Here is a 25,851-nt window from a genome sequence, read left to right on the forward strand (position 1 = left end):
ACTAGTCTTTACTTTTTGCATCAGTATCATCTGACACAATGTTATCTAAGTTGTCTGACATAGTATCGTCTAGCTCAGTATTATCTAACGAGCTGCTATCTGCGGCAGCATCTTCTTGGTCAGCGACTTCTTGGTCAGTACTAACAATATTAGAGTCTTGTAGCGCAATATCGGCGGCGCTATTGTTCTCGTTGCTAGCATCATTGCTATCTGCGCTACTATCTAAATTACTGTCTTCATCAATGTCAGTATTGGCCGCAGTATTTTCTTCGACAAGCTGTTCATTAACGATAGAGTCGGCAGCAACGACATCTTTTGCCGCTTCGTTTTGCTTGCCTATCTTATAATCAATGATATTTGCTAATGCTTTACTCGCGCTATTGCGTTTAACACTGGCATTATTCGCACTGATACGTGGTTTGTTTGAGCCAGTTACCGTGCTGTCGATATCAGATTCGGCAGGGGTTTCAGTAGCTTCTTCAACATTAGCAGATTGAGCTTCAGCCTGCTTAGTCTTAGATTGAGTCGCCGCTTTTTGTGACGTGCGTAGATTGGCTTTGCTATCTGCTTCTACTTCAAGCGCACGCAATTCAACCGCCATTTTATCAAGGACGGCATTAATCAATTTATGCGCATCTGTAGCGCCAAAATGATTATTTAGCTTCATCGCCTCATCAAGCACCACTTTATAAGGAATCTCTAAGCGGTTTTGTAGCTCATACGCGCCAATTAATAAAATAGCGTGCTCGACGGTATCAAGCTTATCGATTTCACGATCAAGATGCTGACTGATTAGCACATCGAGAGCGTCAATCTGCTCTGGAATATCACGCATCATTTCATGGTAATAACCGATATGTACGGTATGCATGGCATTGGTCGCACGGGTACGGGCAGCGATATCATGCGGGGCATTGGCTTTCCAGCCAAGCTTGCCATCGATATCAAAACGGCGGTCGGTGACGAGCCATTCGTATAGACCTTGCATAGCAAAGCGACGAGCCTTACGCACAGCAGTGTGGCTGGTCTTATAAGTGGTTTCACTCATATCGAAGGTTTGATCGCCCGCACTACTGCTTGCGATACGCGTCGCTTCAGCTTGTCCATCAATGAGTTGTGCGGTTTGCGCAGCGCTAATAGCGCGCTTGAGTTGGTCAGTCATAAGGGGTTTGTACCTAGGTTTTAAGATAATAAGTTTAAAAATAAGATGTTAAATAGTAGTCGGCTGACAGCTATGACATTCAAGTGTTACATCGACGCTTGCTAGCGCCGTTTACAATGTTTTTTGTAGTATTATTATTCTTTATAGCAATGACACTGTGGTTTTTTTATAATAAACAATAGCTTATAACAAACCACAGTACCTATTAAGCTGATTAAATAAGCAAAAACGATCTATAAAATGACGGTTTAATTAAGCGCCATCCTTAAGCATCGTTACTATTATCTAAGCATCGTCGCTACTATCATAGTCATCATTAATATCTAACTGTGATAATACCGCAATCATCTCTAGTACCACCATCGCCGCTTCTGAGCCTTTATTACCGGCTTTCGTACCAGAGCGCTCAATCGCTTGCTCGATGCTGTCAGTGGTCAATACACCATTGGCAACAGGAATATTATAATCGATAGCAACACTGCTTAAACCTTTGGCAGATTCGCTAGCCACAAAGTCAAAATGCGGCGTGCTACCACGAATAATCGCGCCTAACGCAATGATGGCGTCAAAGCGATCAGACTCAGCAGCGCGCTGGGCAACCAATGGCAACTCAAAGGCACCAGGAACACGAATCACGGTAATGTTGCTACCCAAAACGCCATGACGCAGTAGCGCATCGATTGCGCCATCTACCAATGATTCAACGACAAAACCGTTAAAACGACCAACGACGATACCGATACGCGCATCTTCATTTTGATGTAAATTACCATCGATGTGGGTCACATCATTGCGCTGCTGTTGTAAATTCGACATAAAAATATCCTTTGCTGAATGGGCTTTTAATAAAATATAGGAATCTAAATATAACGTTGGGTTCAAATAGTCTATTTAAGCGGTTAATTATCCGTTAAATGAACGAAAATCAAATGATAATAAGTAGTTAGCGCTATGATAACATTTTTTACCGCTGCATTTGTATTTTACAAAGGCGTTATAAGCGCATTGCTATGCCTTGTGCTGCCATATATTCTTTCGCTTCTTGCACCGTATATTCGCCAAAGTGAAAAATACTGGCAGCGAGCACGGCATCGACGCCGCCTTCTAATACGCCTTCGGCTAAATGTTGTAAATTGCCGACGCCGCCTGAAGCGATAACCGGCACAGTGACGCGACTGGTAATTTGCTTCATGAGTGCTAAATCATAGCCTTTTTTGGTACCATCACCATCCATCGAAGTCACCAATAATTCACCGGCACCAAGCTCAGCCATTTTGCTTGCCCAAGCAACGGCATCAATACCGGTTGGCTTACGACCACCGTGGGTAAAAATCTCCCAACGCGGCATAATAACGCCATCGACCGTAACATCTGCAACGCGTTTGGCATCGATAGCCACGACGATACATTGATTACCAAATTTTTGTGCCGCTTCGCCGACGAACTCAGGGGTAAATACCGCTGCTGAATTAATCGCTACTTTATCCGCACCTGCATTGAGTAAGTTGCGGATATCCGCAATCTTACGCACACCGCCGCCGACTGTAAGCGGAACAAATACCGTTTCTGCCATACGCTCAACGGTATGATAGGTGGTATCACGCTCATCATTGGTTGCGGTAATGTCTAAAAAAGTAATCTCATCGGCACCTTGTTCATTGTAGCGCTTAGCGACTTCAACAGGGTCGCCTGCGTCTTTAATATCGACAAATTGTACGCCTTTGACCACACGGCCATTATCAACGTCCAAACAAGGAATGATACGCTTTGCTAACATAGGGACTTTCGCCTTATAATCAATTCATTCTATAAGCGCTAGTCTAGCAAAATCACCGCCATATCAGGCAGATTTTCGCAAGATTATTATGCTGTTAACCAAAGTTTGCTCATGCGCGGTACAATCACTGTCATTACCGTAACTATTTACCTTTTTATTCTATTGCCATAAGTGAGATGTCATGTCCGTCTATACCCAGTTAACCGATGACCAGTTTGCCGATTTTTGCCAGCGTTTTGGCGTGTCATTTGCGCGCGCCATTCCGATTACCCAAGGCATTAAAAACTCTAACTGGTTTATTCAGACGACTGATGATGTGGATGGTGCGCACTCTTATGTATTTACGTTATTTGAAGAGCGTCCACCAGAAGACATCGAAAAAATGGCGGTCATTTTAAATCAATTAGATGGTAAATTACCGGTCGCTGCGCCGTTATCGTTGGTTGATAGTGAAGAAAAATGTTATGTCATTCAATACGATAATAAAGCAATTACGCTAGTGCCATGCCTAGCAGGCTCGCACCCACAACAAACCACGCAAGCAATGTGTTATGAGATTGGCGCCGCTTTAGCCATGCTACATGAGACTTTGCAAGCATTACAACCTGCGGAAGAATATGGTGTGCCTTTATATCCATGGGCGGAAGTACGCGACCGTGAAATGCAGTTTATGCCCGGTGACGAAGCCAAATTGATGAGCGATATTTGGCGCGCTTACTCAGATTTGCCGCTTGCGACTTTGCCAAAAGGCTTATGTCATTTAGACATGTTCGCTGATAATACCTTATGGAACTTATCGTTAAATAATAGCCAAAAAGGCGAAGAGCGCTTAACGGGATTGCTAGACTTTACCGAAGTCAGTGTTGAGCATTATGTGATGGATATTGCTATTACCATTAATGATTTTTGTACGACTTGGGGCGATGCCGAGCAAGGCGAAACCGTCAATTTTGACCGCAGTAAAATGGCGGCTTTTTTGCAAGGCTATGAGTCGAAACGCGCGCTTGGTGAAGATGAAAAACGCGCCTTACCAGTGATGCTCGCAAAAGCGGCGGTGATTTTTTGGCTATTACGTTTAAACGTTATTCATTATAACCGTACCGAAGGGCGGACTGGCGATAACATTATGGTCAAAAATCCTGACTTGATGAAGCGTCTAGCCGCTTACCATTGGTCACATGTTGAAAAAGAGCAAAATACGGTATTTGTACTTGAACACGCACGCTGTAAAGACGATGATGAAAACAACGATGTCGAAGATTTTAAATTAATCGGTGTATTTGCTACTGAGCAACAAGCGCAAGCCGCTATAAATCAATTGAAATTACAGCCGGGTTTTAAAGATTATCCAAACGGCTTCCATATTGATGCTTATCCGTTAAATCAAATTAACTGGTCATCAGGATTCGGTTGCAACTAGAAACAGAATAACTAGAAGTATAGCAACGTGTCATATTTATAAATACTTACAAGGAATTCCACCATGACCGATCAAGTTGATAACTGGCACAAACTGGCGCGTTACGATACCAATATGCAAGGTGAGTTACATGCCAATCTGCTGCGTAATAACGGCATTACGGTGTCTCTGCAACCGCTGAGTGCGATGCCTGGTATGAATTCTGGGATTGTGCTGTGGGTGCAAGATACCGATGTGGAACATGCCAAACGCATCTTGGATAGCATCGATACAGAGGGAGTAACGCCTTACGAGATATTTGATGAATCAACAGAGACTGTCTCAAGCAGCGATTTAAATCCTGAACCAGACGACAATAACGGTGGTAATCAATAAATGTGTCAACTCTTAGGAATGAACTGTAATACCCCAACGGATATTGGTTTTAGCTTTGCAGGGTTTCGGCGTCGCGGCGGCATGACCGACAGCCATGAAGATGGCTTTGGTATTGCGTTCTTTGAGCGTAGTGAATGCGATTCGGGTAATGCTTCGACTGGCCTGCGTCTGTTTCATGATAATAAACCAAGCCACTTATCACCTGTTGCTGATTTGGTTAATAATTATCCGATTAAAGCCATGAACGTCATTGCTCATATTCGTAAAGCCACCCAAGGGCAGAATTGCTTGGCAAACACCCATCCTTTTGTCCGTGAAGTGTGGGGCGAGCAGTGGGTTTTTGCCCATAACGGACAGATGAATAGCGAATTTATTAAACGCTGTCAGCGCTTACAAGACAATGGTAATGCCTCACATTGTCAGCCAGTCGGTAATACCGATTCTGAAATGGCGTTTTGCTACCTTGTTAATCGCCTGAAAAGCAGCTTTAAAACTCGCCCCGATGACCAAACGCTGTTTAATTTTTTGACTACCCAATGTCGCTACCTTTCTGCCAACGGTTTGTTTAATTGCTTAATATCAAATGGTCAATGGCAATTGGCTTATGCTGGTAGCTTACTGTTTTATCTCACGCGAAAAGCACCATTTGGTGAAGCGAAATTAGCAGATGATGATTTGGCGATTAACTTTAGCGATGTGACCACAGACACAGATAAAGTTACGATTCTAGTGACTGTTCCACTCACTGAAAATGAAAAATGGCAACAATTAGCCGTTAATGAATGCTTGATATTCCAAGATGGCGATGTCATTTATAAAGACAGTCCAAGCCAGCGTAAATTTTTGACGATTGAGGAAGGCATCGCGGTAGCAAGAGCAGTTGGGGCGAGTGTTTAGAGTTGGAAAATAGTTAATATTGGTTAAATATCAGTTAGATATAAGCGCCACAACAGCGCTTAAACTTCTCACCCGAACCGCAAATACACGGCTGTTTCTGTGTGACAGACATAGAAACGGTCGGATCCAAAAAGTACCAACTCGCATCATTATCAGCTTTGTTTTTTGTTTTTACAAAAGCAGATAATTCATGATGCGCGTGTAATCCTTCAGGCGTCTTGAAGTAAGCTTTAAACTCAACTTGCGCATGGCGTTTGCCTAGCTTTGGCGTATGCGCGATGATTTGGAGTCCCGCCCAAACCGTCTCCTTTGCCCAAGACTCAATAGCCTGAATATCTAGCAAGTTTTGCTGCGCCGGCAAGGTGGTTTTGACGATGTACTCTGGCTTGACCAAGACAAAGGCGCTATAGCGCGACCGCATTAGACGTTCAGCAGTGTCCGCTTTTATGCCGTCTAACTTACCAAAGTCTTTATCAAAAAGCCCGTCGTGGTAAGGCTGGCAGCACTCCTTATAAAGTAGTGCTGAGCCTATATCATCTGATGACGGGTTAATCTGGCAAGGGCAGGTTTGTATGGCTATCGACATTATTTACTCAAGTTATTATTTGTTTTTTAGTAGCGTTACAAATTTTATTGCAGCCAATTTTCGATCATTTCTGGCCATAGACCGATTTTAAGCTTTGCCCAAGGCGCTGGGTCACGTAGCTGCTGCCAAAACCCATCAAACGGTGGCGCAAAATATATCAAGAGCGCAAGGATGACGTACAAGAGCAAGTACCACCATTTGTCTTTATGTTGATAGAACTTCATCGCCGTACCCGATGAGCGCTTCATTTTCATGCCCATCAAATTGACGCTATATAACTCATCTAATGCCAAATGCACCATCGCGCCACCGAATAAAAACAAGCCGTAGAACCAACTAACCGTTAACGGTAAGTTTAAAATATCATAGCTTAGATAGGTCATTCCAAGCCCCAGTATCGCCATATAGGGTACGGAATGAATGACACCGCGATGGACGGTCATGTTGGTAAAAATAGAGAATACGACATAACGCATAAAGCCGTATCCTGCTAGCCATAACGCTATCAGTGCCAGCAAACTCAGCTCACTACGCCAATGCATCACGAGACCAAAGGCAAAAATAAATGAGGTAATGTTAAACCCAAGCTTAATCGGCGTTGAGTTATCAGAATCCAAATCAGGTAATAATCCCCCAGTGGTACCAAGCGCCACGCACATTAAAAACCCGGAATCATCAATCAATCCCGCTTTGTAAACAGCCAAACTCATCGTACCACTGACCATGAATGCGACATTTAAGTGGGTGTTAAAATTAGCCATAAAAACTCATCAATAAATAGCGCTCGAAAACGTCATTTCGAGCGGCTCGTCTAGCCGTAAAAAAGCGCTCCATGATACCATAGACATGCCAGTCGTCTAATAGAGATAGTCAATATGACCACCACTGATTTACCTGCTAAGCCTTATCAAACTACTTCTTTTGATGCTTCTACCAATAAGCCGTCTGCATGTAATAGCACGCTTGATGACACTTTTGCTGCTATTGATTGGCAAGCACCGTGGCTCTGTCACTTAAACCAGTTAGGCTATATAAGTAAAGCCATCACAAAGCTAAGTGGCTTAAAAAATGAGCCTGCTCAGACAGATAGAATTGAAAATACGCCTGATATTATCGCCAAGGTTTTGAATACAGCGTTGCAGCAACAGGCTGATGATTTACAACAGCCATTACCGAAAACCAAACCTGCACTAAACAATCAAGCCCAAACCTTACAGTTTGTCTCACAAAATGCGTTGCCAGAAGGTGAAGCGTACGAGAGTTTTATCGGCACGACTGGTAATATTCCAACCCGCGATAACTTGCATGATTTATTTAACGGTAGTATTTGGCTAACCTTTCCCAAGACCAAAGCATTGCTGAATTATTATCATATGCTTGAGATTGAGCAGCAAGGTATTGGTGCCAGTCGCGGGCGTGTTCGCGATACCATTACCGTATTTGATGAAAATGGCGCGATTTTAGTGACAGCAGAGCCTAGTATTGGTGAGGCGTTGATTGATTTCGATTGGCAGGCAAGTTTGGTTGCACCGCGTGACAAATGGGATAAACCACAAGCGCTAAATAGCGACTCTCGAGCTGCGGTTTATATTTTTGGTCATGCACTATTAGAGAAGCTACTTCAGCCGCGCAAGGCATTATGCGCCCATAGTATTGTTATTTATGTGACGCCAGATTTTTTTGCCTTATCGCTATCTGAGCGCATTAGTCATTTGGATAAAAGAGTAGCTGATTATATGGAGGCGTTATTATCACAGCCGGATGTGACACCGCGCAAACTGTCTCCATTACCCATTTTGGGTGTGCCGCACTATTGGGCAGAAAATGCCCATTCGAGCTTTTATGAGGATAGCCAAGTCTTTCGTAGCGGTCGTCGCCGTCAAAAATAAAAGATAAGTTCATACCTTGCCAGTTAACTGTTAAACCTTATCCGCTAAAGCATTGCCGCGTTTACGATTGTGCCACGATTCAACACCATCTAGACGTTAACAAAGGGCGGGTTATTTGTTATGGTAAAAGAGCGTTACTGTTAAACGCTAAACAGATGCTTATAACTTTTGTTAACGTCGCTGTATTAGTAAAACCGTTATTAACACAGGGTTTGTTAGAGTAAAAGCACCTTTGGCTAGGGCACTTAGCTATTGTGAAACATTTAGCGCTTGTTAGAAACTAAGTATAGCCATTCAATTTAACAAAGCCATTTAATTTAAGAACAACTAAACCACCATCTATTTAGCCACCAGTTATCAGCATAAATGCTTATTGATTGATAGTCATATTAGTTCAAGAGTCATTTATGTTCAGGATCTATAACAACGATAAGGAAGCTACCATGAGTGATATTTTTAATGTAAAAGACACCATTTCGGTCGATGGCAAGGAGCATGCTTATTACAGCCTGCCAAAGCTGACCAACACTTACGAGAACATCAGTAAGCTGCCATTTTGTATGAAAATCGTCTTAGAGAACCTATTACGTAATGAAGATGATGGCCAATCTGTCGGTAAAAATCACATCGAAGCGGTTGCCAATTGGGACGCAGGTGCAGAAGCGTCAAAAGAAATTGCCTTTATGCCAGCGCGTGTTGTCCTGCAAGATTTTACTGGTGTACCATCGGTGGTCGATTTGGCAGCGATGCGTGATGCGGTGGTTGAGCTTGGCGGTAACGCTGAGCAAATTAACCCGTTTATCCCAAGTGAATTGGTCGTTGACCACTCTGTACAGGTCGATGCCTATGGCCGCGAAGATGCACTGGATTTAAACGAGAAAATTGAGTTTAAACGTAATAATGAGCGTTATGAGTTTTTACATTGGGGCAAAAATGCCTTTAAAAACTTTGTGGTCGTGCCACCAGCAACAGGTATTGTGCATCAGGTTAACCTTGAATATCTAGCTCGCGTGGTAATGGCTGCTGATGTCGACGGTGAGCTGACTGCGTATCCTGATACCGTGTTTGGTACGGACAGTCACACCACGATGATTAATGGTATTGGCGTCCTTGGTTGGGGTGTTGGCGGTATTGAAGCGGAAGCGGCAATGCTTGGTCAACCATCATCGATGCTGATTCCACAAGTCGTTGGCTTTGAGCTGACGGGTAAATTAACCGAAGGCGTCACCGCGACGGATTTGGTATTACGTGTGGTTGAAATGCTACGTGCGCATGGCGTGGTTGGTAAGTTCGTCGAGTTCTACGGCGAAGGTTTACATAGTATGCCACTTGCTGATCGTGCAACGATTGCCAACATGGCACCAGAGTATGGCGCGACTTGTGGTATTTTCCCGATTGACCAAATGGCGATTGATTATCTACGTCTGTCAGGTCGTGAAGAAAGCCAGATTGAGCTGGTTGAAAAATATGCCAAAGCGCAAGGCTTATGGCACGATGCCGATACGCCAGCAGCGACTTACTCAAGTAAGTTAGAGTTGGATTTATCATCCGTACAGCCAGCACTTGCCGGTCCGAACTTGCCACAGCAGCGTATTAACCTCTCTGATATGCATGAAAAATTTGGCGAAACCTTGACGGCGATGACCAAAGACCGTAAAAAAGAAGTTGAAGCTAAGGTACGCTTTGATGAAGAAGGCGGTAAGCAAGATCAAGCAAAAACGCTCGCGGCAAAACCCAATCCTTTCTGCGCGGAAGGCAGTACTTATTGCACGGTCAAAATCGAAGACGAAGAGTATAGATTGCGTGATGGCTCTGTCGTTATCGCAGCGATTACTTCTTGTACCAATACCTCAAACCCAGCAGTTATGATAGGTGCAGGTCTGGTTGCGAAAAAAGCCGCTGCAAAAGGTCTAACGGCTAAGCCATGGGTTAAGACTTCACTGGCTCCTGGCTCAAAAGTGGTGACTGATTACCTTGAAAAGTCTCAGCTAATGGATGAGCTCGAGAAAATCGGCTTCTACCTAGTTGGTTATGGTTGTACCACTTGTATCGGTAACTCAGGTCCGCTATTAGGGGCGATTGAAGAGGCTATCGAAGAAGGCGATTTGGTTGCCGCAGCTGTACTCTCAGGTAACCGTAACTTTGAAGGTCGTATTCACTCACACGTCAAAGCCAGTTATTTGGCGTCACCACCGCTCGTTGTTGCGTATGCGCTGGCAGGTACTGTCGATATTGACTTAACCACCCATCCACTAGGTCAGGATAACGACGGTAATGATGTCTTCCTAAAAGACATCTGGCCAACGTCAGAAGAAATTAATGAGCTGATTGCCAATAATATCGACGCTGATATGTTCCGTAAAAACTATGGTGAAGTGTTTGACGGTAGTGCCGCATGGAACGCCATTAGCTCAGCTGATAGCCAGCTGTACCCATGGAGCGAAGAGTCTACTTACATTAAAAACCCACCGTTCTTTGATGGTATGACCATGGAGCCAGAGGGTATCCTCGATATCGAAGGCGCGCGTATCTTGGGTCTATTCGGTGATTCAATCACCACTGACCATATCTCACCAGCCGGTAATATCGATGCCAATTCTCCTGCGGGTAAGTACCTGCAAGAGCGCGGTGTAATGGAAGCTGACTTCAACAGCTATGGCTCACGCCGTGGTAATGATGCGGTCATGACGCGCGGTACGTTTGCCAATATCCGTATCAAAAACACTATGATGGGCGGTAAAGAGGGCGGCTACACTTATTACTTCAACGGCGATAGCGCGACGCTACAAGACGGTCAAGAAATGGCCATCTATGATGCGGCGATGAAGTATAAAGAAGACAAGCGTCCGCTCGTGGTACTTGGCGGGGCAGAATATGGTTCTGGCTCTAGTCGTGACTGGGCCGCGAAGGGTACGATTTTGCTCGGCGTAAAAGCGGTATTGACCAGCTCATTTGAGCGTATTCACCGCTCAAACCTAGTAGGTATGGGTGTGTTGCCATTAACCTTTAAAGACGGTGAAAATGCTGCGACCTATAATTTAGACGGTTCTGAGGTGCTTAGCATCACAGGTCTTAATAATGGCGAAAGCAAAACCGCCAAGGTTACGGCCACACGTGCCGATGGCTCAACTGAGAGCTTTGATGTCAATGTCATGCTACAGACGCCAAAAGAGCGCGAGTATGTGCGCCACGGCGGTGTATTGCACTATGTGCTACGTCAACTGGCAGCTGAGAGCAAAGACGCTGCGTAATAATTGATTGGATTTAGAATAAAAAAGCCCAGTCGTAATGACTGGGCTTTTTCGTGTCTGGTTTTTGAATGATTTTTTTAGGCTGAGGAAGCTTATTCTGCCATGAACTTTTCCCATTTATATTGGCAGTAACTACATTTACCTTCATTGTATTGATCCTCTAAGCTTAGGCCATCTCCGCATACTTCACATTCAGTGTATTCCATTTCATAGCCACATGCCACGCAACAGTCCTCTTCGTGAATAAAGGTGCCTTTTCCGCATTCGTGGCAGTCGTCATAAGGAGATTCGCCGCCATCCTTTATATTTAGATGTGCTTCTCCAGCTAAAGAGTCTGTAATATATTCTTCAAGTACGTCATAAAAGCTGAAGTCCTCCCCGCATGATTTACAATGCAGGTCAATCAGTGGATAAACATCTTCAGCATGTGGAGCTTGTATTAATGAAGAGTGACAATTATCACAACGAAGGTTTTTAAGAGCTATTTCAACTGAATGATATTTCCAATCGACTGCATCAAGACTTGCTTTACAAGAATTTTCTTCTGCTGAGTAAACATCATTTACCTCAAGTAAAGTTGTCCAGCAATCATCGCCCAGAATTTCTTGAGGATCTTCTTGCAAATGCTCTGATAGGAAGTCTCTAATCAGCAAAAAGGACTTGGCTATAATTTCTCTGATAGCATCAGGAGATTTGGATGTATAATAATGCTCTAAATCGTTTCTTAGTCTACTGATTTCATCAAACCTATCCCAATCTACTGTTGTAATGTTTAAACTTTTGAATCTTTCTTTTATGGACTGGACATCAACTGTCTTAGTACCTTTGCCTTCAAAAGATATTTCACCTTTCGCATTTTGCACAGGCCTAATATTCTGCTTTATCAGCAATTCTTTATTATCAGATGGAGATAATCGACAAAGCTTTTCTTTGTAAAGTAATAAAATCCCAGCTGCAATGTTTCTTACAGCAGACACACTACGTCTACCATCATCACTTCCAAAATCTTCAACTCCAATTTGAATTGAATCGATTGCATTCTGAATAATGCTCATCATTTCTCCTAACTAATCCGCGATGAAGTTAGTATAGCTTTATAAATCTATCTTTAGATACTCTGATTCGCATTTACTCAACCCTTCTCAGTCAACAGCCTAATTCCTAAGCCAATAAATACCACACCGCTTATCTTGTTTAAAATGGCTTCGATAGAGGGGTTTTTTCTCAGGTTTTCACTGAATTTTGACGCCAATAATGCTAAGCATAAGCACCATATAAAGCCAGTGACAGCAAAGGTCAGTCCTAAAATGACGAACGACACCATACTATAAGCATAACTGGCATCGATAAATTGAGGGAAGAACGCCAAAAAGAATAATGCAACTTTTGGATTAAAGGTATTGGTGAGCACACCTTGCTTATATATTTGCCAGTGATCTAAAGGCTGAACGGGCTTTGGCTTCTGGTCATCCTGCAAACTCGCGGCTATCAAAGGCGGTTGTTTACTTATGAGCATTTTGACGCCTAGATAGCACAAATAGCTGGCACCAATATATTTTACGAGCAAAAATGCCGTAGGGGAGTTAGCCAGCAACACGGACAATCCTAGCGAAGCCAGTAGCGTATGCACCAGAATGCCTGAGATGATACCTAACACAGAATAAAACCCTGCTTGGCTACCCTGTGAAATGCTACGGGTGATGATATACATGCTATCACTGCCAGGGGCTAGGTTTAGCAAAATGGCTGCCATGACAAACCCTAGATAATTCTCAATACCAAACATAGCCAATACATCCTTGTGATAGCTTCAAATATCTATAGTTTATAGAGCGCCTTTACCTTGCATTCTATCAATATTCCCAAGGACTTATACAGCCTTGATAGCCATTTTTAAAAACCACAGACATAAAAAAGCCCAGTCACCATATGATGACTGGGCTTTTTTATTGTTCGCTTATTAGTCTAACCTGATGCTTAAAAGGTGCTAAGCAAAAGTGCTAATAAGTGACGCCGAATAGTGGCGTCCCCAGGGGGATTCGAACCCCCGTTACCGCCGTGAAAGGGCGGTGTCCTAGGCCTCTAGACGATGGGGACGCATAGAGTGTTATAACCAATGGTTACAACGGTACTTCACAATATCAGAGAGCTTATCTATTAATAACAGAGAAAGCTGTGCCTAGGTGCTGATATCGTCCTACTAGCGAGTATTTATATCAAGTTTCAGTAATACTGAGCGTTGCGATAAATAGTATGGTGGAGCTAAACGGAGTCGAACCGTTGACCCCTTGCATGCCATGCAAGTGCTCTACCAACTGAGCTATAGCCCCTCGCTAAGAGTGTGCGTATTTTATGTAAGACCGGCAGTCTTGTCAACTGCTATTTGAAAAATAATGCATAAATATGCGAAAAAAAGCGTTTAAAGCGAATTTAGCTACTTAATAAACCTAAATTAGCGTGGGTTTTGCTGACTAGCTAGCTCTTTAATGGCTTTATCGGTAAAGAATTCCTCTTGTGTACCATCTGAAAAAATAATGGCAGCACATTCTGTGGGGACATATTGCCCCCCTTTTTGTTGTACTGTGCTGATACCTTTAAAACCAACGATATCAGAACTGCCTAATTTATCTAAATTATGATTAGTGTAATTGCAATAAGAGCTATATATCCACTTTAGGTCTTCAAAATCTTGCCCAGTCGTGAGAGTTAGCTTGGCATCGTATAACTCTTTTACGATTGCATCATAGTATCTTTGCGCTTCTTTGAGCGTGTTAAAAACATAATCTTTGCTTTCGATGGTGACGGTCTTGGCGGCCATATTTATATCCAATGAAGGTGTTGAATTTTAAATGCTGAGATTAACGTAAAAAGGGATCAGTTCAGCCTGACCCCTTTTTGTTATTTATTAATCCTATTTTTAATTAAAAATTGAAAAAACTATTCAGCTGCCCAACTATTTATCAGCTAAGAAGTCTGGCAATTCTTCTGCTTGTTTCTCAAGTTTTTTTAGTTTCTTTTTACCCAAGCCACCCAGTACATCAACCGCATGGCGCAAGCGCGTCAGCGTCATATCAGCGCCGATAATTGCCATAGAATTCATAACTGGCGTCGATGAGGTGCTACCAGCGATAGCGATAAAGAATGGCGCCATAAAGTCACGCATCTTAATATCAAGGTGAGCCGCAAGACCTTTTAGGGTGGCGTAGATATTTTCTTCTGACCACGTTGGCAAGGTTTCTAGCTGCCAAAGCGCCAGTTGCAGCATCTCTGTAATTTGCTCGGGCGTCAGAGATTTATGGGTAAAGCTCTCAGCATTGATATCAGGTAAGTTTTGGAAATAGAAACCGCCCCAATTGATCGCATCAGACAATAATTCAATACGTGGCTGAATAGCAGCGGCGATAGCGGTTAATTTATCGCTGTTACTTGCCCAGTCAAGGATTTTATTCTTTAACTCTTCAGGGGTTAGCGCACGTAGCCATTCGGCGTTAAGCCAATTGAGCTTTTCGATATCGAAAATAGGGCCACCAAGGGACACACGCTGAATATCAAAGCTGGCAATCATTTCCTCTAAGGTAAATTTCTCCGCTTCGTCAGGCATAGAGTAGCCCATACGACCAAGATAATTGAGCAGCGCTTCAGGTAGCACGCCGGCATCACGGTAGTAGGTGATAGAGGTTGGGTTTTTACGTTTAGACAGCTTTGATTTATCAGGGTTACGTAGCAGTGGCATATGGCAAAGAACGGGCATCTCCCATCCAAAATACTCATAAAGCAGCTGATGTTTCGGCGCAGAGTTGAGCCATTCTTCACCGCGCAATACGTGACTGATATCCATTAAATGGTCATCAACGACGTTGGCTAAATGATAGGTTGGCATACCATCAGTTTTTAGCAGTACTTGCATATCGACTTGCGTCCAAGGAATCTCAACCGTACCGCGTAGCATGTCTTGTACCTGACAAATGCCTTCGGTTGGCACGCGCATGCGAATCACGTGCGGTTTACCCTCAGCGACCAATTGCTCGGTTTTTTCAGGTGCTAAATGGGCACAGCGACCATCATAACGTGGGGTTTCGCCATTGGCCATTTGCTCAGCGCGCATCGTATCCAATTCTTCGCTAGTACAAAAACAACGAAAGGCGTGGTCGCTATCTATAAGCTCCTCAGCGTGTTTTTTGTAAATATCACTGCGCTCGCTTTGACGGTAAGGCGCGTGCGGTCCACCGATATCTGGACCTTCTGCCCAATCAAGACCCACCCAACGGAGCGCATCCAGAATCAATTTTTCAGACTGCTCGGTTGAGCGCGTTTGATCCGTGTCTTCGATACGTAAAATAAACTCGCCGCCATGGGCTTTAGCAAAAGCTAAGTTAAATAGCGCGATATAAGCAGTGCCAACGTGCGGAAAACCGGTCGGTGAGGGTGCGATACGGGTACGGATAGGGCGAGTGCTGTTAGTTAAAGTCGATGATTGCATCATAAAAATCTCAAAATAGGGTAGTTAATGAATATGGCAGTGAAAAATGGCAAAAAAATAGCAATTAAAAATGCTAATAATAAATGTGAATGACAACTTTGAACAAAAAATACGGCACAAACAATAGCCGTCAATGTAGAAAAATAGCGTAAAATATAGCCCTAGTATAACAGAGAGATGGGATATTTTTAACGAAAAGCCCGTCTAGCGCTTGACTACCAGTGTATCCTTGCGATAATAATGTCACGTAAGCCATAACTTGTTTATTTTCATCTGATTTTTTACTATTACCGGTCAAAATGACCGTCATTTACTGAGTTGTTTGTGTCCATATCGAATAGTAAGCCAAAAAATACGCCAAATTCTAAAGAAACCCCTTCTTCAGCCATTGATAGCTCTGAATCAGAGGTCAATTCGTCTATTGTTGAAAATGATTCTGCTAATCAGCTTGCTCAAGAATCTGCAACAGAACAAGCTACTTCTGATGAATTAAGTTTTGTTCATGATGCGGTGCTGTTAGAAGAAACAGTCGCTGCGGTTTTGGGCGTCAAATCGCTACCAAAGCAAACAGACAATACTGAACAAAGTAGTGAAAGCCAAAACGGCTTAAAAATGAGTGGCATCTACGTCGATGCAACCTTCGGGCGTGGTGGTCATAGTCGATTGCTATTAAGCCAACTTGCCGATGATGCAACTTTAATTGTCTTCGATAAAGACCCAACCGCCATTAGTGTGGCGCAAGCGTTGGCAAATACTGATAGCCGTGTAAAAGTGGTTCATGACAGTTTTGCGACATTGACTGACAGTCTAGCAGCTATGAGCATCAAGCAAGTTGATGGTTTAATGGCGGATTTGGGTATTTCCTCACCGCAAATTGACGATGGCAGCCGTGGTTTTAGCTTTATGCGTGATGGCGCAGTCGATATGCGTATGGATACCAGTCGTGGGCAGTCGGTTGCCCGGTGGCTTGAGACGGTCGATGATGAAACCTTAGCCAACGTGCTTTATGAGTTTGGCGAAGAGCGCCATAGCCGCCGTATTGCCCGTGCGATTAAGCAGATGGACAGTTTTGACTCTACTTTAGCATTGGCTGAAGTGATTAAAGTCGCGCATCCAAATTGGCAACGTGGCAAGCATCCAGCCACGCAAAGTTTTCAAGCCATGCGCATTTTTATTAATAATGAGCTTGGCGATGTTGACGACTTTTTAGAACAAAGTATTCCTGTTTTAAAGTCAGGTGGGCAGTTGGCAGTGATTAGTTTTCATTCCTTAGAAGATCGCCGTATTAAACAATTTTTGCAGCGTCATAGTAAAGGGCAATATCCGGAAGATGAGAATTTGCCGATGCCGCCGAAGCGTCCGCGCTACTTTAGTAAGCCTAAACGTGTGGGTCCAAGTAAGACAGAAGTCAGTCAAAACCCACGCTCGCGTAGCGCATGGTTACGCATGGCAACTCGTACCGATACGGATTATGTAGCAGATGAAAATTCATAAACTAAGCCATAGAAGAATACCCTAAAGACTGCTATTAAGTTATGTGGTTAAAATATGACTGAATGTTTTAATGATTACGCGGCTGTTAAAAAGCTGTAAACATTCTCTGCTAGGCTCAGCAGTTACTTTTTGCTTGGTTTTACTTCTAATCCTATTTGTTTTTATTGATGGTGCTGATGGCTCATGAGGGTGTGATCACTCGCAAATGGTTAGCGCTTTTTATATTTGAAGTTCACTTTTTTTGAGATCGTCATGGCAATATCTGACAAACCTGTCAACCGTCGCACCGCAATGCCTGCTGATACTGATGTTGGCGAATTATTCGTGCGCCGATTTAATGTGGTCAATATTTATGTGGCCATATTATTAATATTGGCGGCAGCAATTATCTGGAGCGGCATCAAAACTGCCGAGGGTGTGCAGCAATATCATCAGGATTATAAAACCTTGCAAGACATGAAAAAACAAGAGCGCAAGCTGCAGGTAGAACATCAGCGTTTGCTTATCGAGCAGCAAACCTTTAGTGCCACCCCCCAAATTGCCAGTCGCGCCGTCGCCGAATTGGGTATGTTTTCGCCAACCCTTAAAGACAAGCTGATTATTCAACCGGGTGCGGCGGTTGCAGTAGCACCAGTCGTCGAAGCTGATGGCTCAGATGCCGCAGCTGTCAATGAAACAGATTTTTTTGAAGCGGATGCTGATGTAGCGGAGGCAGGACGATGACTGATAAAAAATCCAATGCCAATAGTGCTAAAGATGCCGCTAAGAATAACAGCAAAAAACCTGCCAGTGGCAAAGTCACTAAGCCATTACGCCGTGCCAGTGCTGCCAAATCTGGGCAAACCAGCAGCAAACCTGACAATAAAGCGGCCGATAACCGTAAAGCCAAGCTATTTAGTCGCCTAAAAAAGAACGAAGAGCAGGGCGCTTATACCAGTGTTAAAACCCAAAAAAGTAAAAGATCTTTTTTGGGTAAAGCCTCTGGGGCGTCGTCGCGTGGCGGTGTCGAGCAGGATAAAAACCGCTTTCGTACGATTTGGGGACTGGCGCTGCTGATTTTAGTAGGGCTTATCGGTCGTGCCTATTATTTACAGGTAGCCAATGCTCAGTTTTACCAAGATAAAGGTAACGAGCTGATTACCAGCGTGCGTACGCAAAAATCCTATCGAGGTATGATTACCGATCGCAATGATTTGCCATTAGCCGTTAGTGCGCCATTAGCGACCGTGTCGTTTAGCCCGCATGATTATGCACGCGAATATTACGAGCTTAAGCGTATTATCCTCACCAATCCTGATAGTCCAAAGCTGGTCGCGCGTATGCAAAAGCGCCTAGATAATATGGATTTGACCACGCTTGCTGCTGCTGCCAATATTTCGGTAGATGAGCTGAAACGAGTGACTGCTATCGACCCTAGTATCGATGTGACAGATGAGGAAGCGGTCAAAGCGGCGTTGCCATCGGGTGCAGGCTCGCATTATCTGCCGCTACTTAATAAAGTCACGCCTGAGATTGCTCAAAGTGTCAGCTCGCTTGATTTCCCGGGTGTGAATGAGAAAAACTTTTTCCAGCGCTACTATCCACAGCCGCAACCGAACTCGCAACTGTTAGGTTTTATGGGACAAAATGCCAATGACCCTGAAGGTGGTTATGAAGGGCGTGCCGGTATCGAACGTCAGTACGAAACCGAGCTGGCCGGTGAAGATGGTAAGGTATTAGTACTAAAAGATGCTAAGCAAAATAGCTTAAAAGAAATTAAGCAAGTTAAGCCGGAAGTACCGGGTAAAGATGTCGCGTTAACGATTGATTCACGCTTGCAGTATCTGCTTTATAAAGAGCTTGAAAAAGCCGGTCGCTTACAAAAAGCGCGCTGGTCAACGGGCATGATTGTCGATGTGCAAACCGGTGAAGTACTCGCCTTGTCGACGTGGCCTTCGTTTAACTCCAATAATCTTAATGAGATGACCGGTGAAAACCAGCGTAACCGTGCGCTGCTTGACGTCTTTGAGCCCGGCTCAGTCATGAAACCGTTTACCGTTGCTGCTGCTTTAGATTCAGGTAAATATACGGCGACATCATTGATCGATACCAATCCTGGCTCTATTCGTGTCCGTGGCTATACCATTCGTGACCATAATAATTTGGGTCGGATTACGTTGGCAACGCTACTACAGAAATCGAGTAACGTGGCCTCAACCAAAATTGCTTTGTCGTTACCGGCTGACGGTATTACCAGTATGCAAAAACAGTTTGGTTTTGGCTCAAAAACACCGTTACAATTTCCAGGTGAAGGTAGTGGTCTTGTGGTCACACCGGAAGAAAAAGAAACTTCAAGACGGGCAACGGTCAGTTATGGCTATGGTATCCAAGTGACGTTGGCGCAGATTGCGCAAGCGTACTCGGCGCTGGCGGCAGGCGGGGTGATGCATCCCTTAACGCTGACTAAAGATGGCGCGCGTCCGCCCAGTAAACGTATCATGGCACATGAGCAAGCCATGTCTATCGTGCAAATGATGGAAAGTGTCACCGAACCAGGCGGTACAGCTAAGGGTGCTGCTATCGACGGTTATCGCGTCGCTGGTAAAACAGGGACGTCGCGCCGTATCAATCCAAAAGGTGGCTACTATACTGACCAGTATCGTAACGTCTTTGCCGGTATGGCGCCCGCGTCTAATCCTAAGCTGGTTGGCGTGATGTTAATCGAAGACCCACGTGGTCAGATTTATGCCGGCTTAACAGTCGCTCCTGTCTTTCATAACGTCATGAAAGAGGCGCTGCGTTTGTATAATGTGCCGTTAGATAAGCCATTAAAAACCGAAGACCAGTAGGCAAAAAAGTAAGTTTTTTTCGATACTCAGCTCTTAACCATTTGATGCGTTTTAACCGTTTAGGATTTGCCAATGACTCTGTCTACCTCGCCGCTAAGCAGCACCACAGTCACCTTGCAACAGCTGATTGAAGCTAGTGGCAACGATAGCAAAAGTGATAAATCAAGCGGTAAAGATAAATGCAGTCTAGCGCAGGCATTGACAACGATGCTAGCAGTATCTAGCAGCCAATTATCTAATCTGAAAACTTCGGTTGCCAATATCGCATTTGAGCAGTTCTGCTTAGACAGCCGTCAATTGGCAGCCAACGATGTATTTGTCTTATTAAAAAGTCATATACCAAACTGTCAAAAAAGTCGTGACCACCTCTATCAAGCCGCTGAGCAGGCGGCTTTTATCCTAGCAGAAATTGACCCTCTTGTTTTACTGTCTAAGTCTACTATACCGCCGCATGCCAATCTTGCTTTGACTGATGATAATGCAGAAGCTATGGCGCAGCAGCAATTAGATGCCTTGCCTTGCCCAGTATTATATGTACCCAATATCCGTGATTTTTTAGGTGACTTGATTCAAGCACGTTTGCAATATCAGCAGTCCGTAACCTTGCCAACGGTCGTTGCAGTAACGGGCACCAATGGCAAAACAACCATCAGCCAATTGGTGGCGCAGTTAACACAGCTGACCGGCATGAGCAGCGCCGTGATGGGAACAGCGGGTAACGGTAGATTAGGCGCTTTGGTGCAAGCCAGCCATACCACCGGTGATGCCTTAGCAGTACAGCAGTTTTTATATCAAATGGGCACAGAGAATGCTGAGCTATTGGCATTAGAAGCGAGCTCGCACGGTCTCGATCAGCAGCGCTTACAAGGTATGCCTGTATCAGTAGCAATTTATACCAATTTAAGCCGCGATCACCTAGATTATCATGCTGATATGGCTGAGTATGCCGCGGCAAAAGCTAAGCTGTTTGATAAAGCACATTTCCCAGAGTTAACCCACGCCATTATCAATATCGATGACGAGCATGCACAGATTATGCTTGATACGGCGCATGCCAGCCAATTAACGGTTTGGACCTATAGTTTAGACCCAGCAAAAATGGCGACCTTTGTTGCCGCTGAAATCAAGCCAAGTCTGCAAGGTGTTGAGATTGCGCTGCGTACGGATTTTAAAAATAAAGAAACCAATCATATCAATATTGTCAGCCCGTTACTCGGGCGCTTTAACGTTGCCAATTTACTTGCTGCTATCGCCGCCGCCGTCGCTTTAGGGATTAGTCTGGAGCGCATTGCGACAGTGATACCGCAGCTACAAGGTGCGGTTGGGCGTATGCAGCGTGTGCCCTCTAATGACGGCTGCTTTATCGTTGATTATGCCCATACGCCTGATGCATTAAGCCAAGTACTTGCCAGCCTAAAAACCCATTGTAAAGGTCAGCTGTGGGCAGTATTTGGTTGTGGCGGCGACCGTGATGCGGGTAAGCGCCCATTGATGGCGCAAGTAGGATTGGCAGGTGCCGATAAAGTCGTATTGACGGCAGACAATCCACGTACCGAAGACCCAAATATGATCTTGCAAGATATGCAAGCGGGCATGACGAGCGAGCAATATCAACGTGCCCATATTGAACCGGCGCGCCAAACGGCCATCGAATATGCAGTTAATCAAGCTGCGCCTGATGATATCGTTGTTATCGCGGGCAAGGGTCATGAAACCTATCAAGAAATTAACCATGTTCGTTATGATTTTGACGACAGCGTTATTTTGCAAAACGCTTTAAAGCAAGCAGGGCGCGTATAGCCTTTAGAGACAAATAATAGCGCTTGCCGCTCATTTTTTTGAGCTTTTTTAAACAACAGATATCATTAAATATCAAAGATAAGTAGTCATCATATATAAGGTAATCATTATGACAGCCGACAACGATAACAGCACTCAGTCGCAAGGGCTGTATGTTTGGCAAGTAGACAATCTACTTGCGGCGACCGCAACACTGGATGGGCATTGGCAATTTGCTGAAGCGCAAGCAACATCAAGCAATAACAGCACGGACACAAACAGCACAAACGCAAGCAAACCCATTAGCAGCACTCGTATCGCTACCGATACTCGTACCATAAAGCCCGGTGATATTTTTTTAGCGCTCAGCGGAGATAATTTTGACGGTCACGATTATATCGCTACTGCCATCAAACAAGGTGCGGTTGCGGCTATCGTTTCACGCCCCATTTCACCGTCTGATATCAATAGTATTCCTCAGCTAATCGTTAATGACACACGTTTGGCGTTAGGACAATTGGCAGCGTATCGTCGTCAGCAGCATAAAAACTTAAACGTCATTGCTATTACTGGCTCTAGTGGTAAGACCACCTGTAAAGAGATGCTCGGTAGTATCTTTGGACGCTTGGCGCCGACGCTGATTACCCGTGGCAACCTAAATAATGACTTGGGTGTGCCGATGATGTTGCTCGAATTATCCGATCATCATCGTTATGCCATCCTAGAGCTTGGCGCAAACCATATTGGTGAGATTGCTTATACTACCGAGATTGTAAAGCCGGATGTCGCCTGTGTTCTCAATATTGGTACCGCGCATTTAGGAGAATTTGGCAGCCGTGAAGGCATTTGCCAAACCAAGGCTGAGATTTACCATACTTTGAATGAGACGCAGTACGCTATCGTTCCTGACAAAGATGATTTTACCAATAAGCTGCGCCGTATTGCCGAACAACATACTTCCAATGTTATCGGTTTTGGTAATACCGATGTCAGTGCCAGCCATTTAGATGTTGAGCCTGAGCGCAGTGAGTTTAAGCTGCATATCGACAGCCAAGTTCATGATATCAGTCTACCTTTAGCTGGTGAGCATAATGTTAATAATGCCTTGGCTGCTGCTGCTTGTGCTCATGCGCTAAATATTGATATCAGCGACATCGTCATCGGACTTGAAAACGCTCGCCCTGCTAAGGGGCGCTTGAACAGCCAGCTATTGGGTATGCATCGTTTGATTGATGATACTTATAACGCCAATCCGCATTCGGTGCGGGCGGCAGCTAAGGTGCTTGCGGCGCAAACGGGTACGCAAGTGATGGTACTTGGCGATATTGCAGAGCTTGGAGAAGCGGCGGTCAGCGAGCATCAAAGCTTGGGTCGTACGATTGCGACCACCGGCATCAATGTGCTGCTATGTGTCGGTGAATATGCGCCTCATACCGTGGCAGGTGCGCAAGAGATTTCTGCTATCAGCGCCCATGCCTTTGCTGATAAAGACAGTTTATTGGCGTATTTACAGTCTTATTTACAAGCACAGCAGGCGCAGCCTTGTACGGTGCTGTTTAAAGGCTCACGTTCCATGGAAATGGAAACCCTTATCAATGCGCTAGTCGAGGAGTAGGCGGTGTTAGTTTGGTTGTTTGGCTGGCTTGGTCAGTATTATACGCCGTTTTCTGCGGTTTCTTCGTTGACGCTGCGCGCGTTACTGGCGGTCATTACCGCGCTTGCCTTTAGCATGATTTTTGGTGGACGTGTCATTCGCCGTCTGCGTGCGCTGAAGTACGGTCAGGCGATTCGCAATGATGGTCCGCAGTCGCATTTGGCTAAAACTGGTACCCCTACGATGGGTGGGGTGCTGATTTTGAGCGCGATTGGGGTTTCAACCTTATTGTGGGCGCGATTGAACAATCCCTATATATGGATTTTGCTCATTGTCATGATTATCTTTGGCGCGGTCGGTTGGGCAGATGATTGGCTTAAAATTAAGTATAAAGACCCCAAAGGCTTAATCGCTCGCAAAAAATACTTTTGGCTATCGATGGGTGCGTTATTCGTTGGTATATCTCTATATTATATTGCTACTTTACAGCCGGATATGGCGACCACGCGTGAAATGCAGGATTTGCTGCTACCGATTTTTAAAGATTGGATTATTCCATTCTCAGCAGTGCCGTTTGGTATTGGATTTATTATCTTTACCTACTTTGTGATTAATGGTGCTTCTAACTCTGTCAACTTAACCGATGGCTTGGATGGTTTGGCAATTTTGCCAGTAGTCTTGGTTGCAGCAGGTTTAGGCGCGATGGCTTATGTGTCAGGTGACGTGCGCTTTGCGAATTACTTGCATGTACCTTATATTGCCTATAACTCGGAAGTGATTATTGTCTGTGGCTCGATGATTGGCGCGGGGCTTGGTTTCCTATGGTTTAACGCTCATCCAGCGCAAGTATTTATGGGTGATGTTGGGGCGTTAGCATTGGGCGCGATGCTCGGTACGATTGCCGTTATGACCCGTCAAGAGATTGCCTTTGCCATTATGGGTGGTTTATTTGTCGCTGAAGCATTGTCGGTCATGCTACAAGTTGGCTCGTATAAACTGCGTAAAAAGCGCGTCTTTCGCATGGCACCATTGCATCATCACTTTGAAGAGATTGGCTGGAAAGAGACGCAAGTGGTGGCAAGGTTTTGGATTATTGCCATTATCCTTGTGATTCTTGGGCTGATGACCTTAAAACTGCGTTAAGTCATCAAACAGTTTCAAATCAAAAGCCATCTTAAAATCTGAGATGGCTTTTTTATGTCCTACACTATCTTCTCTTTTGCTATGCCTTTTATCCCTTACGAAGCCTGAACTTTGTTAAAATGATAGCCATATTGCGATGACGTTGAGATACTTGTGAGCTTATTTATTTGTCCCCTTTGCCAATCACCTCTGCAGCCAGCTGACGATACGTGGCGCTGTGATGGCAGCTTGCACCCAAAACAAACGTCTCATCCGTTTGATGTTGCGCGTCAGGGTTATGTCAATCTATTACCGGTACAACAAAAAAAATCCAAAGCACCGGGCGACAGTCAGCAATCAATTGATGCGCGCAAACGGTTTTTAAATGCCGGACATTATCAGCCCTTAAATGACTTAATTTGCCAAAAGATGGTGGCATTATTGACGGCAAAAAAAGCCAGTATTAACCAAAAAGATAAGCCTATCAACTGGCTGGATATTGGCTGTGGTGAAGGCTATTACACGCAGGCAATGGCACAGACCGGAATGGATGTACTGATTGCGGCGGATATCAGTAAACCTGCCGTCGTAGAGCTGGCAAAAACCAGTAAGGCTTTAGGTCGTCTTTGGTATCAGCCAGTTAAAGACGATTCTGCCACAGAGGTAATTAAAGCGGCAGCCATCTATCCACTGGTCACTAGCGCGGCGCATTTGCCATTACGGGCGCATAGCATCAATGGCATTAGCAGTATTTTTAGCCCAATCTTGCCAGAAGCGTTTAATGAGGTATTAAGCGATGAGGGCTATCTAATCATTGCCAAGCCCGATATGGGGCATTTGGCGACGATGCGTGAGGCGTTATTTGATGACGTCCGTGAGCATGATTCTGAGAAGTTTTTACAGGAATTAGCGCCTTATTTTCAACTTTTAGAAACCCATCATATCAGCAGTAGTTTAAATTTATCGGCAGAGGAATTGGCGGATTTAATGACCATGACCCCTTATGCGTATCGTGCGCGTAGCGACAAGAGGCAGGCGCTACTAGCAGAAGTGGCAGCGAAACCTTTTACGACAGAAGCCAAGTTTGTCATCTATATTTTGCAAAAAACAGCTACTCAATAGAATTAACAAATCATATTTAATGACAAATTATTTCATGTTAATACTTTCTCTTTAACAAGGACTCATTAATAAGTA

21 protein-coding genes and 2 tRNA genes are annotated in these 25,851 nt (G+C 44.4%); 12 read left to right on the forward strand and 11 right to left on the reverse strand.

Features of this window, described 5'->3' with window-relative positions; all coding sequences use genetic code 11:
- Position 1: 1 nt before the first annotated feature.
- The 3 genes from nusB to hisF form a co-directional block, all read right to left on the reverse strand.
- Positions 2-1,162 (reverse strand): transcription antitermination factor NusB, encoded by a 1,161-nt coding sequence (nusB, locus tag JMX13_RS10120; RefSeq protein ID WP_201612374.1) that lies wholly within the window; start codon positions 1,160-1,162, stop codon positions 2-4.
- A 285-nt stretch (positions 1,163-1,447) separates the two neighbouring features.
- Positions 1,448-1,978: a 6,7-dimethyl-8-ribityllumazine synthase gene (ribE, locus tag JMX13_RS10125; RefSeq protein WP_201546650.1), complete on the reverse strand. Its 531-nt coding sequence runs from the start codon at positions 1,976-1,978 to the stop codon at positions 1,448-1,450.
- 178 nt (positions 1,979-2,156) lie between these two features.
- Complete coding sequence (hisF, locus tag JMX13_RS10130; RefSeq protein WP_201612375.1) at positions 2,157-2,939, reverse strand: imidazole glycerol phosphate synthase subunit HisF; 783 nt, start codon at positions 2,937-2,939, stop codon at positions 2,157-2,159.
- Between the two features lie 181 nt (positions 2,940-3,120).
- On the opposite strand from hisF, the gene JMX13_RS10135 reads away from it, so the two are divergent.
- The 3 genes from JMX13_RS10135 to JMX13_RS10145 all read left to right on the forward strand — a co-directional run bounded on the left by JMX13_RS10135 (position 3,121) and on the right by JMX13_RS10145 (position 5,631).
- On the forward strand, positions 3,121-4,359 hold the full coding sequence (locus JMX13_RS10135; protein WP_201612376.1) for a homoserine kinase: 1,239 nt from the start codon (positions 3,121-3,123) through the stop codon (positions 4,357-4,359).
- Positions 4,360-4,422: 63 nt separating this feature from the next.
- On the forward strand, positions 4,423-4,734 hold the full coding sequence (locus tag JMX13_RS10140; RefSeq protein WP_227686287.1) for a putative signal transducing protein: 312 nt from the start codon (positions 4,423-4,425) through the stop codon (positions 4,732-4,734).
- Positions 4,735-5,631, forward strand: coding sequence for a class II glutamine amidotransferase (locus JMX13_RS10145; protein ID WP_201546656.1), 897 nt, complete (start codon positions 4,735-4,737; stop codon positions 5,629-5,631).
- 34 nt (positions 5,632-5,665) lie between these two features.
- Here the strand turns inward: JMX13_RS10145 and JMX13_RS10150 are convergent, their stop codons facing one another.
- On the reverse strand, positions 5,666-6,217 hold the full coding sequence (locus tag JMX13_RS10150) for a YchJ family protein (protein WP_201612377.1): 552 nt from the start codon (positions 6,215-6,217) through the stop codon (positions 5,666-5,668).
- Positions 6,218-6,261: 44 nt separating this feature from the next.
- Positions 6,262-6,978 carry a metal-dependent hydrolase gene (locus JMX13_RS10155; protein ID WP_201612378.1) on the reverse strand — a complete coding sequence of 239 codons (717 nt, stop codon included), beginning with the start codon at positions 6,976-6,978 and terminating at the stop codon, positions 6,262-6,264.
- 114 nt (positions 6,979-7,092) lie between these two features.
- Between JMX13_RS10155 and JMX13_RS10160 the strand changes: the two genes are divergently transcribed.
- Complete coding sequence (locus JMX13_RS10160) at positions 7,093-8,106, forward strand: DUF3025 domain-containing protein (protein ID WP_201612379.1); 1,014 nt, start codon at positions 7,093-7,095, stop codon at positions 8,104-8,106.
- A gap of 443 nt (positions 8,107-8,549) precedes the next feature.
- Entirely contained in the window at positions 8,550-11,357 is a 2,808-nt protein-coding gene (gene acnA, locus JMX13_RS10165) for an aconitate hydratase AcnA (RefSeq protein ID WP_201612380.1), read from the forward strand.
- A 92-nt stretch (positions 11,358-11,449) separates the two neighbouring features.
- On the opposite strand, the gene JMX13_RS10170 is transcribed toward acnA, so the two are convergent.
- The 6 genes from JMX13_RS10170 to gltX form a co-directional block, all read right to left on the reverse strand.
- Positions 11,450-12,412, reverse strand: a complete 963-nt coding sequence (locus JMX13_RS10170) for a hypothetical protein (RefSeq protein WP_201612381.1) — start codon at positions 12,410-12,412, stop codon at positions 11,450-11,452.
- Positions 12,413-12,489: 77 nt separating this feature from the next.
- Positions 12,490-13,143 (reverse strand): LysE family translocator, encoded by a 654-nt coding sequence (locus JMX13_RS10175; RefSeq protein ID WP_201612382.1) that lies wholly within the window; start codon positions 13,141-13,143, stop codon positions 12,490-12,492.
- Between the two features lie 235 nt (positions 13,144-13,378).
- A tRNA-Glu gene (locus JMX13_RS10180) sits at positions 13,379-13,454 on the reverse strand.
- Between the two features lie 157 nt (positions 13,455-13,611).
- Positions 13,612-13,687 (reverse strand) — tRNA-Ala (locus JMX13_RS10185).
- A 122-nt stretch (positions 13,688-13,809) separates the two neighbouring features.
- A complete protein-coding gene (locus JMX13_RS10190; RefSeq protein ID WP_201612383.1) occupies positions 13,810-14,175 on the reverse strand; it encodes a hypothetical protein in 366 nt (121 codons plus the stop codon).
- A gap of 135 nt (positions 14,176-14,310) precedes the next feature.
- Positions 14,311-15,840, reverse strand: a complete 1,530-nt coding sequence (gene gltX, locus JMX13_RS10195) for a glutamate--tRNA ligase (RefSeq protein WP_201612384.1) — start codon at positions 15,838-15,840, stop codon at positions 14,311-14,313.
- A gap of 417 nt (positions 15,841-16,257) precedes the next feature.
- Between gltX and rsmH the strand changes: the two genes are divergently transcribed.
- From rsmH to JMX13_RS10230, 7 genes are all read left to right on the forward strand, one after another.
- Positions 16,258-17,331, forward strand: a complete 1,074-nt coding sequence (gene rsmH, locus JMX13_RS10200) for a 16S rRNA (cytosine(1402)-N(4))-methyltransferase RsmH (protein WP_413786318.1) — start codon at positions 16,258-16,260, stop codon at positions 17,329-17,331.
- Between the two features lie 252 nt (positions 17,332-17,583).
- Positions 17,584-18,054, forward strand: coding sequence for a cell division protein FtsL (locus tag JMX13_RS10205; protein ID WP_201612386.1), 471 nt, complete (start codon positions 17,584-17,586; stop codon positions 18,052-18,054).
- Positions 18,051-20,159: a peptidoglycan D,D-transpeptidase FtsI family protein gene (locus tag JMX13_RS10210; RefSeq protein ID WP_201612387.1), complete on the forward strand. Its 2,109-nt coding sequence runs from the start codon at positions 18,051-18,053 to the stop codon at positions 20,157-20,159. Before JMX13_RS10205 ends, JMX13_RS10210 begins: the two co-directional genes overlap by 4 nt.
- A gap of 72 nt (positions 20,160-20,231) precedes the next feature.
- A complete protein-coding gene (locus JMX13_RS10215; RefSeq protein WP_201612388.1) occupies positions 20,232-21,959 on the forward strand; it encodes a UDP-N-acetylmuramoyl-L-alanyl-D-glutamate--2,6-diaminopimelate ligase in 1,728 nt (575 codons plus the stop codon).
- Positions 21,960-22,068: 109 nt separating this feature from the next.
- On the forward strand, positions 22,069-23,553 hold the full coding sequence (locus JMX13_RS10220) for a UDP-N-acetylmuramoyl-tripeptide--D-alanyl-D-alanine ligase (RefSeq protein WP_201612389.1): 1,485 nt from the start codon (positions 22,069-22,071) through the stop codon (positions 23,551-23,553).
- Between the two features lie 3 nt (positions 23,554-23,556).
- Positions 23,557-24,675 (forward strand): phospho-N-acetylmuramoyl-pentapeptide-transferase, encoded by a 1,119-nt coding sequence (gene mraY, locus JMX13_RS10225; protein WP_201612390.1) that lies wholly within the window; start codon positions 23,557-23,559, stop codon positions 24,673-24,675.
- Between the two features lie 153 nt (positions 24,676-24,828).
- Positions 24,829-25,776 (forward strand): putative RNA methyltransferase, encoded by a 948-nt coding sequence (locus tag JMX13_RS10230; protein ID WP_413786317.1) that lies wholly within the window; start codon positions 24,829-24,831, stop codon positions 25,774-25,776.
- Positions 25,777-25,851 lie beyond the last annotated feature (75 nt).

The sequence above is a fragment of the Psychrobacter immobilis genome, from assembly GCF_904846285.1.
GTDB lineage: Bacteria > Pseudomonadota > Gammaproteobacteria > Pseudomonadales > Moraxellaceae > Psychrobacter > Psychrobacter immobilis_D.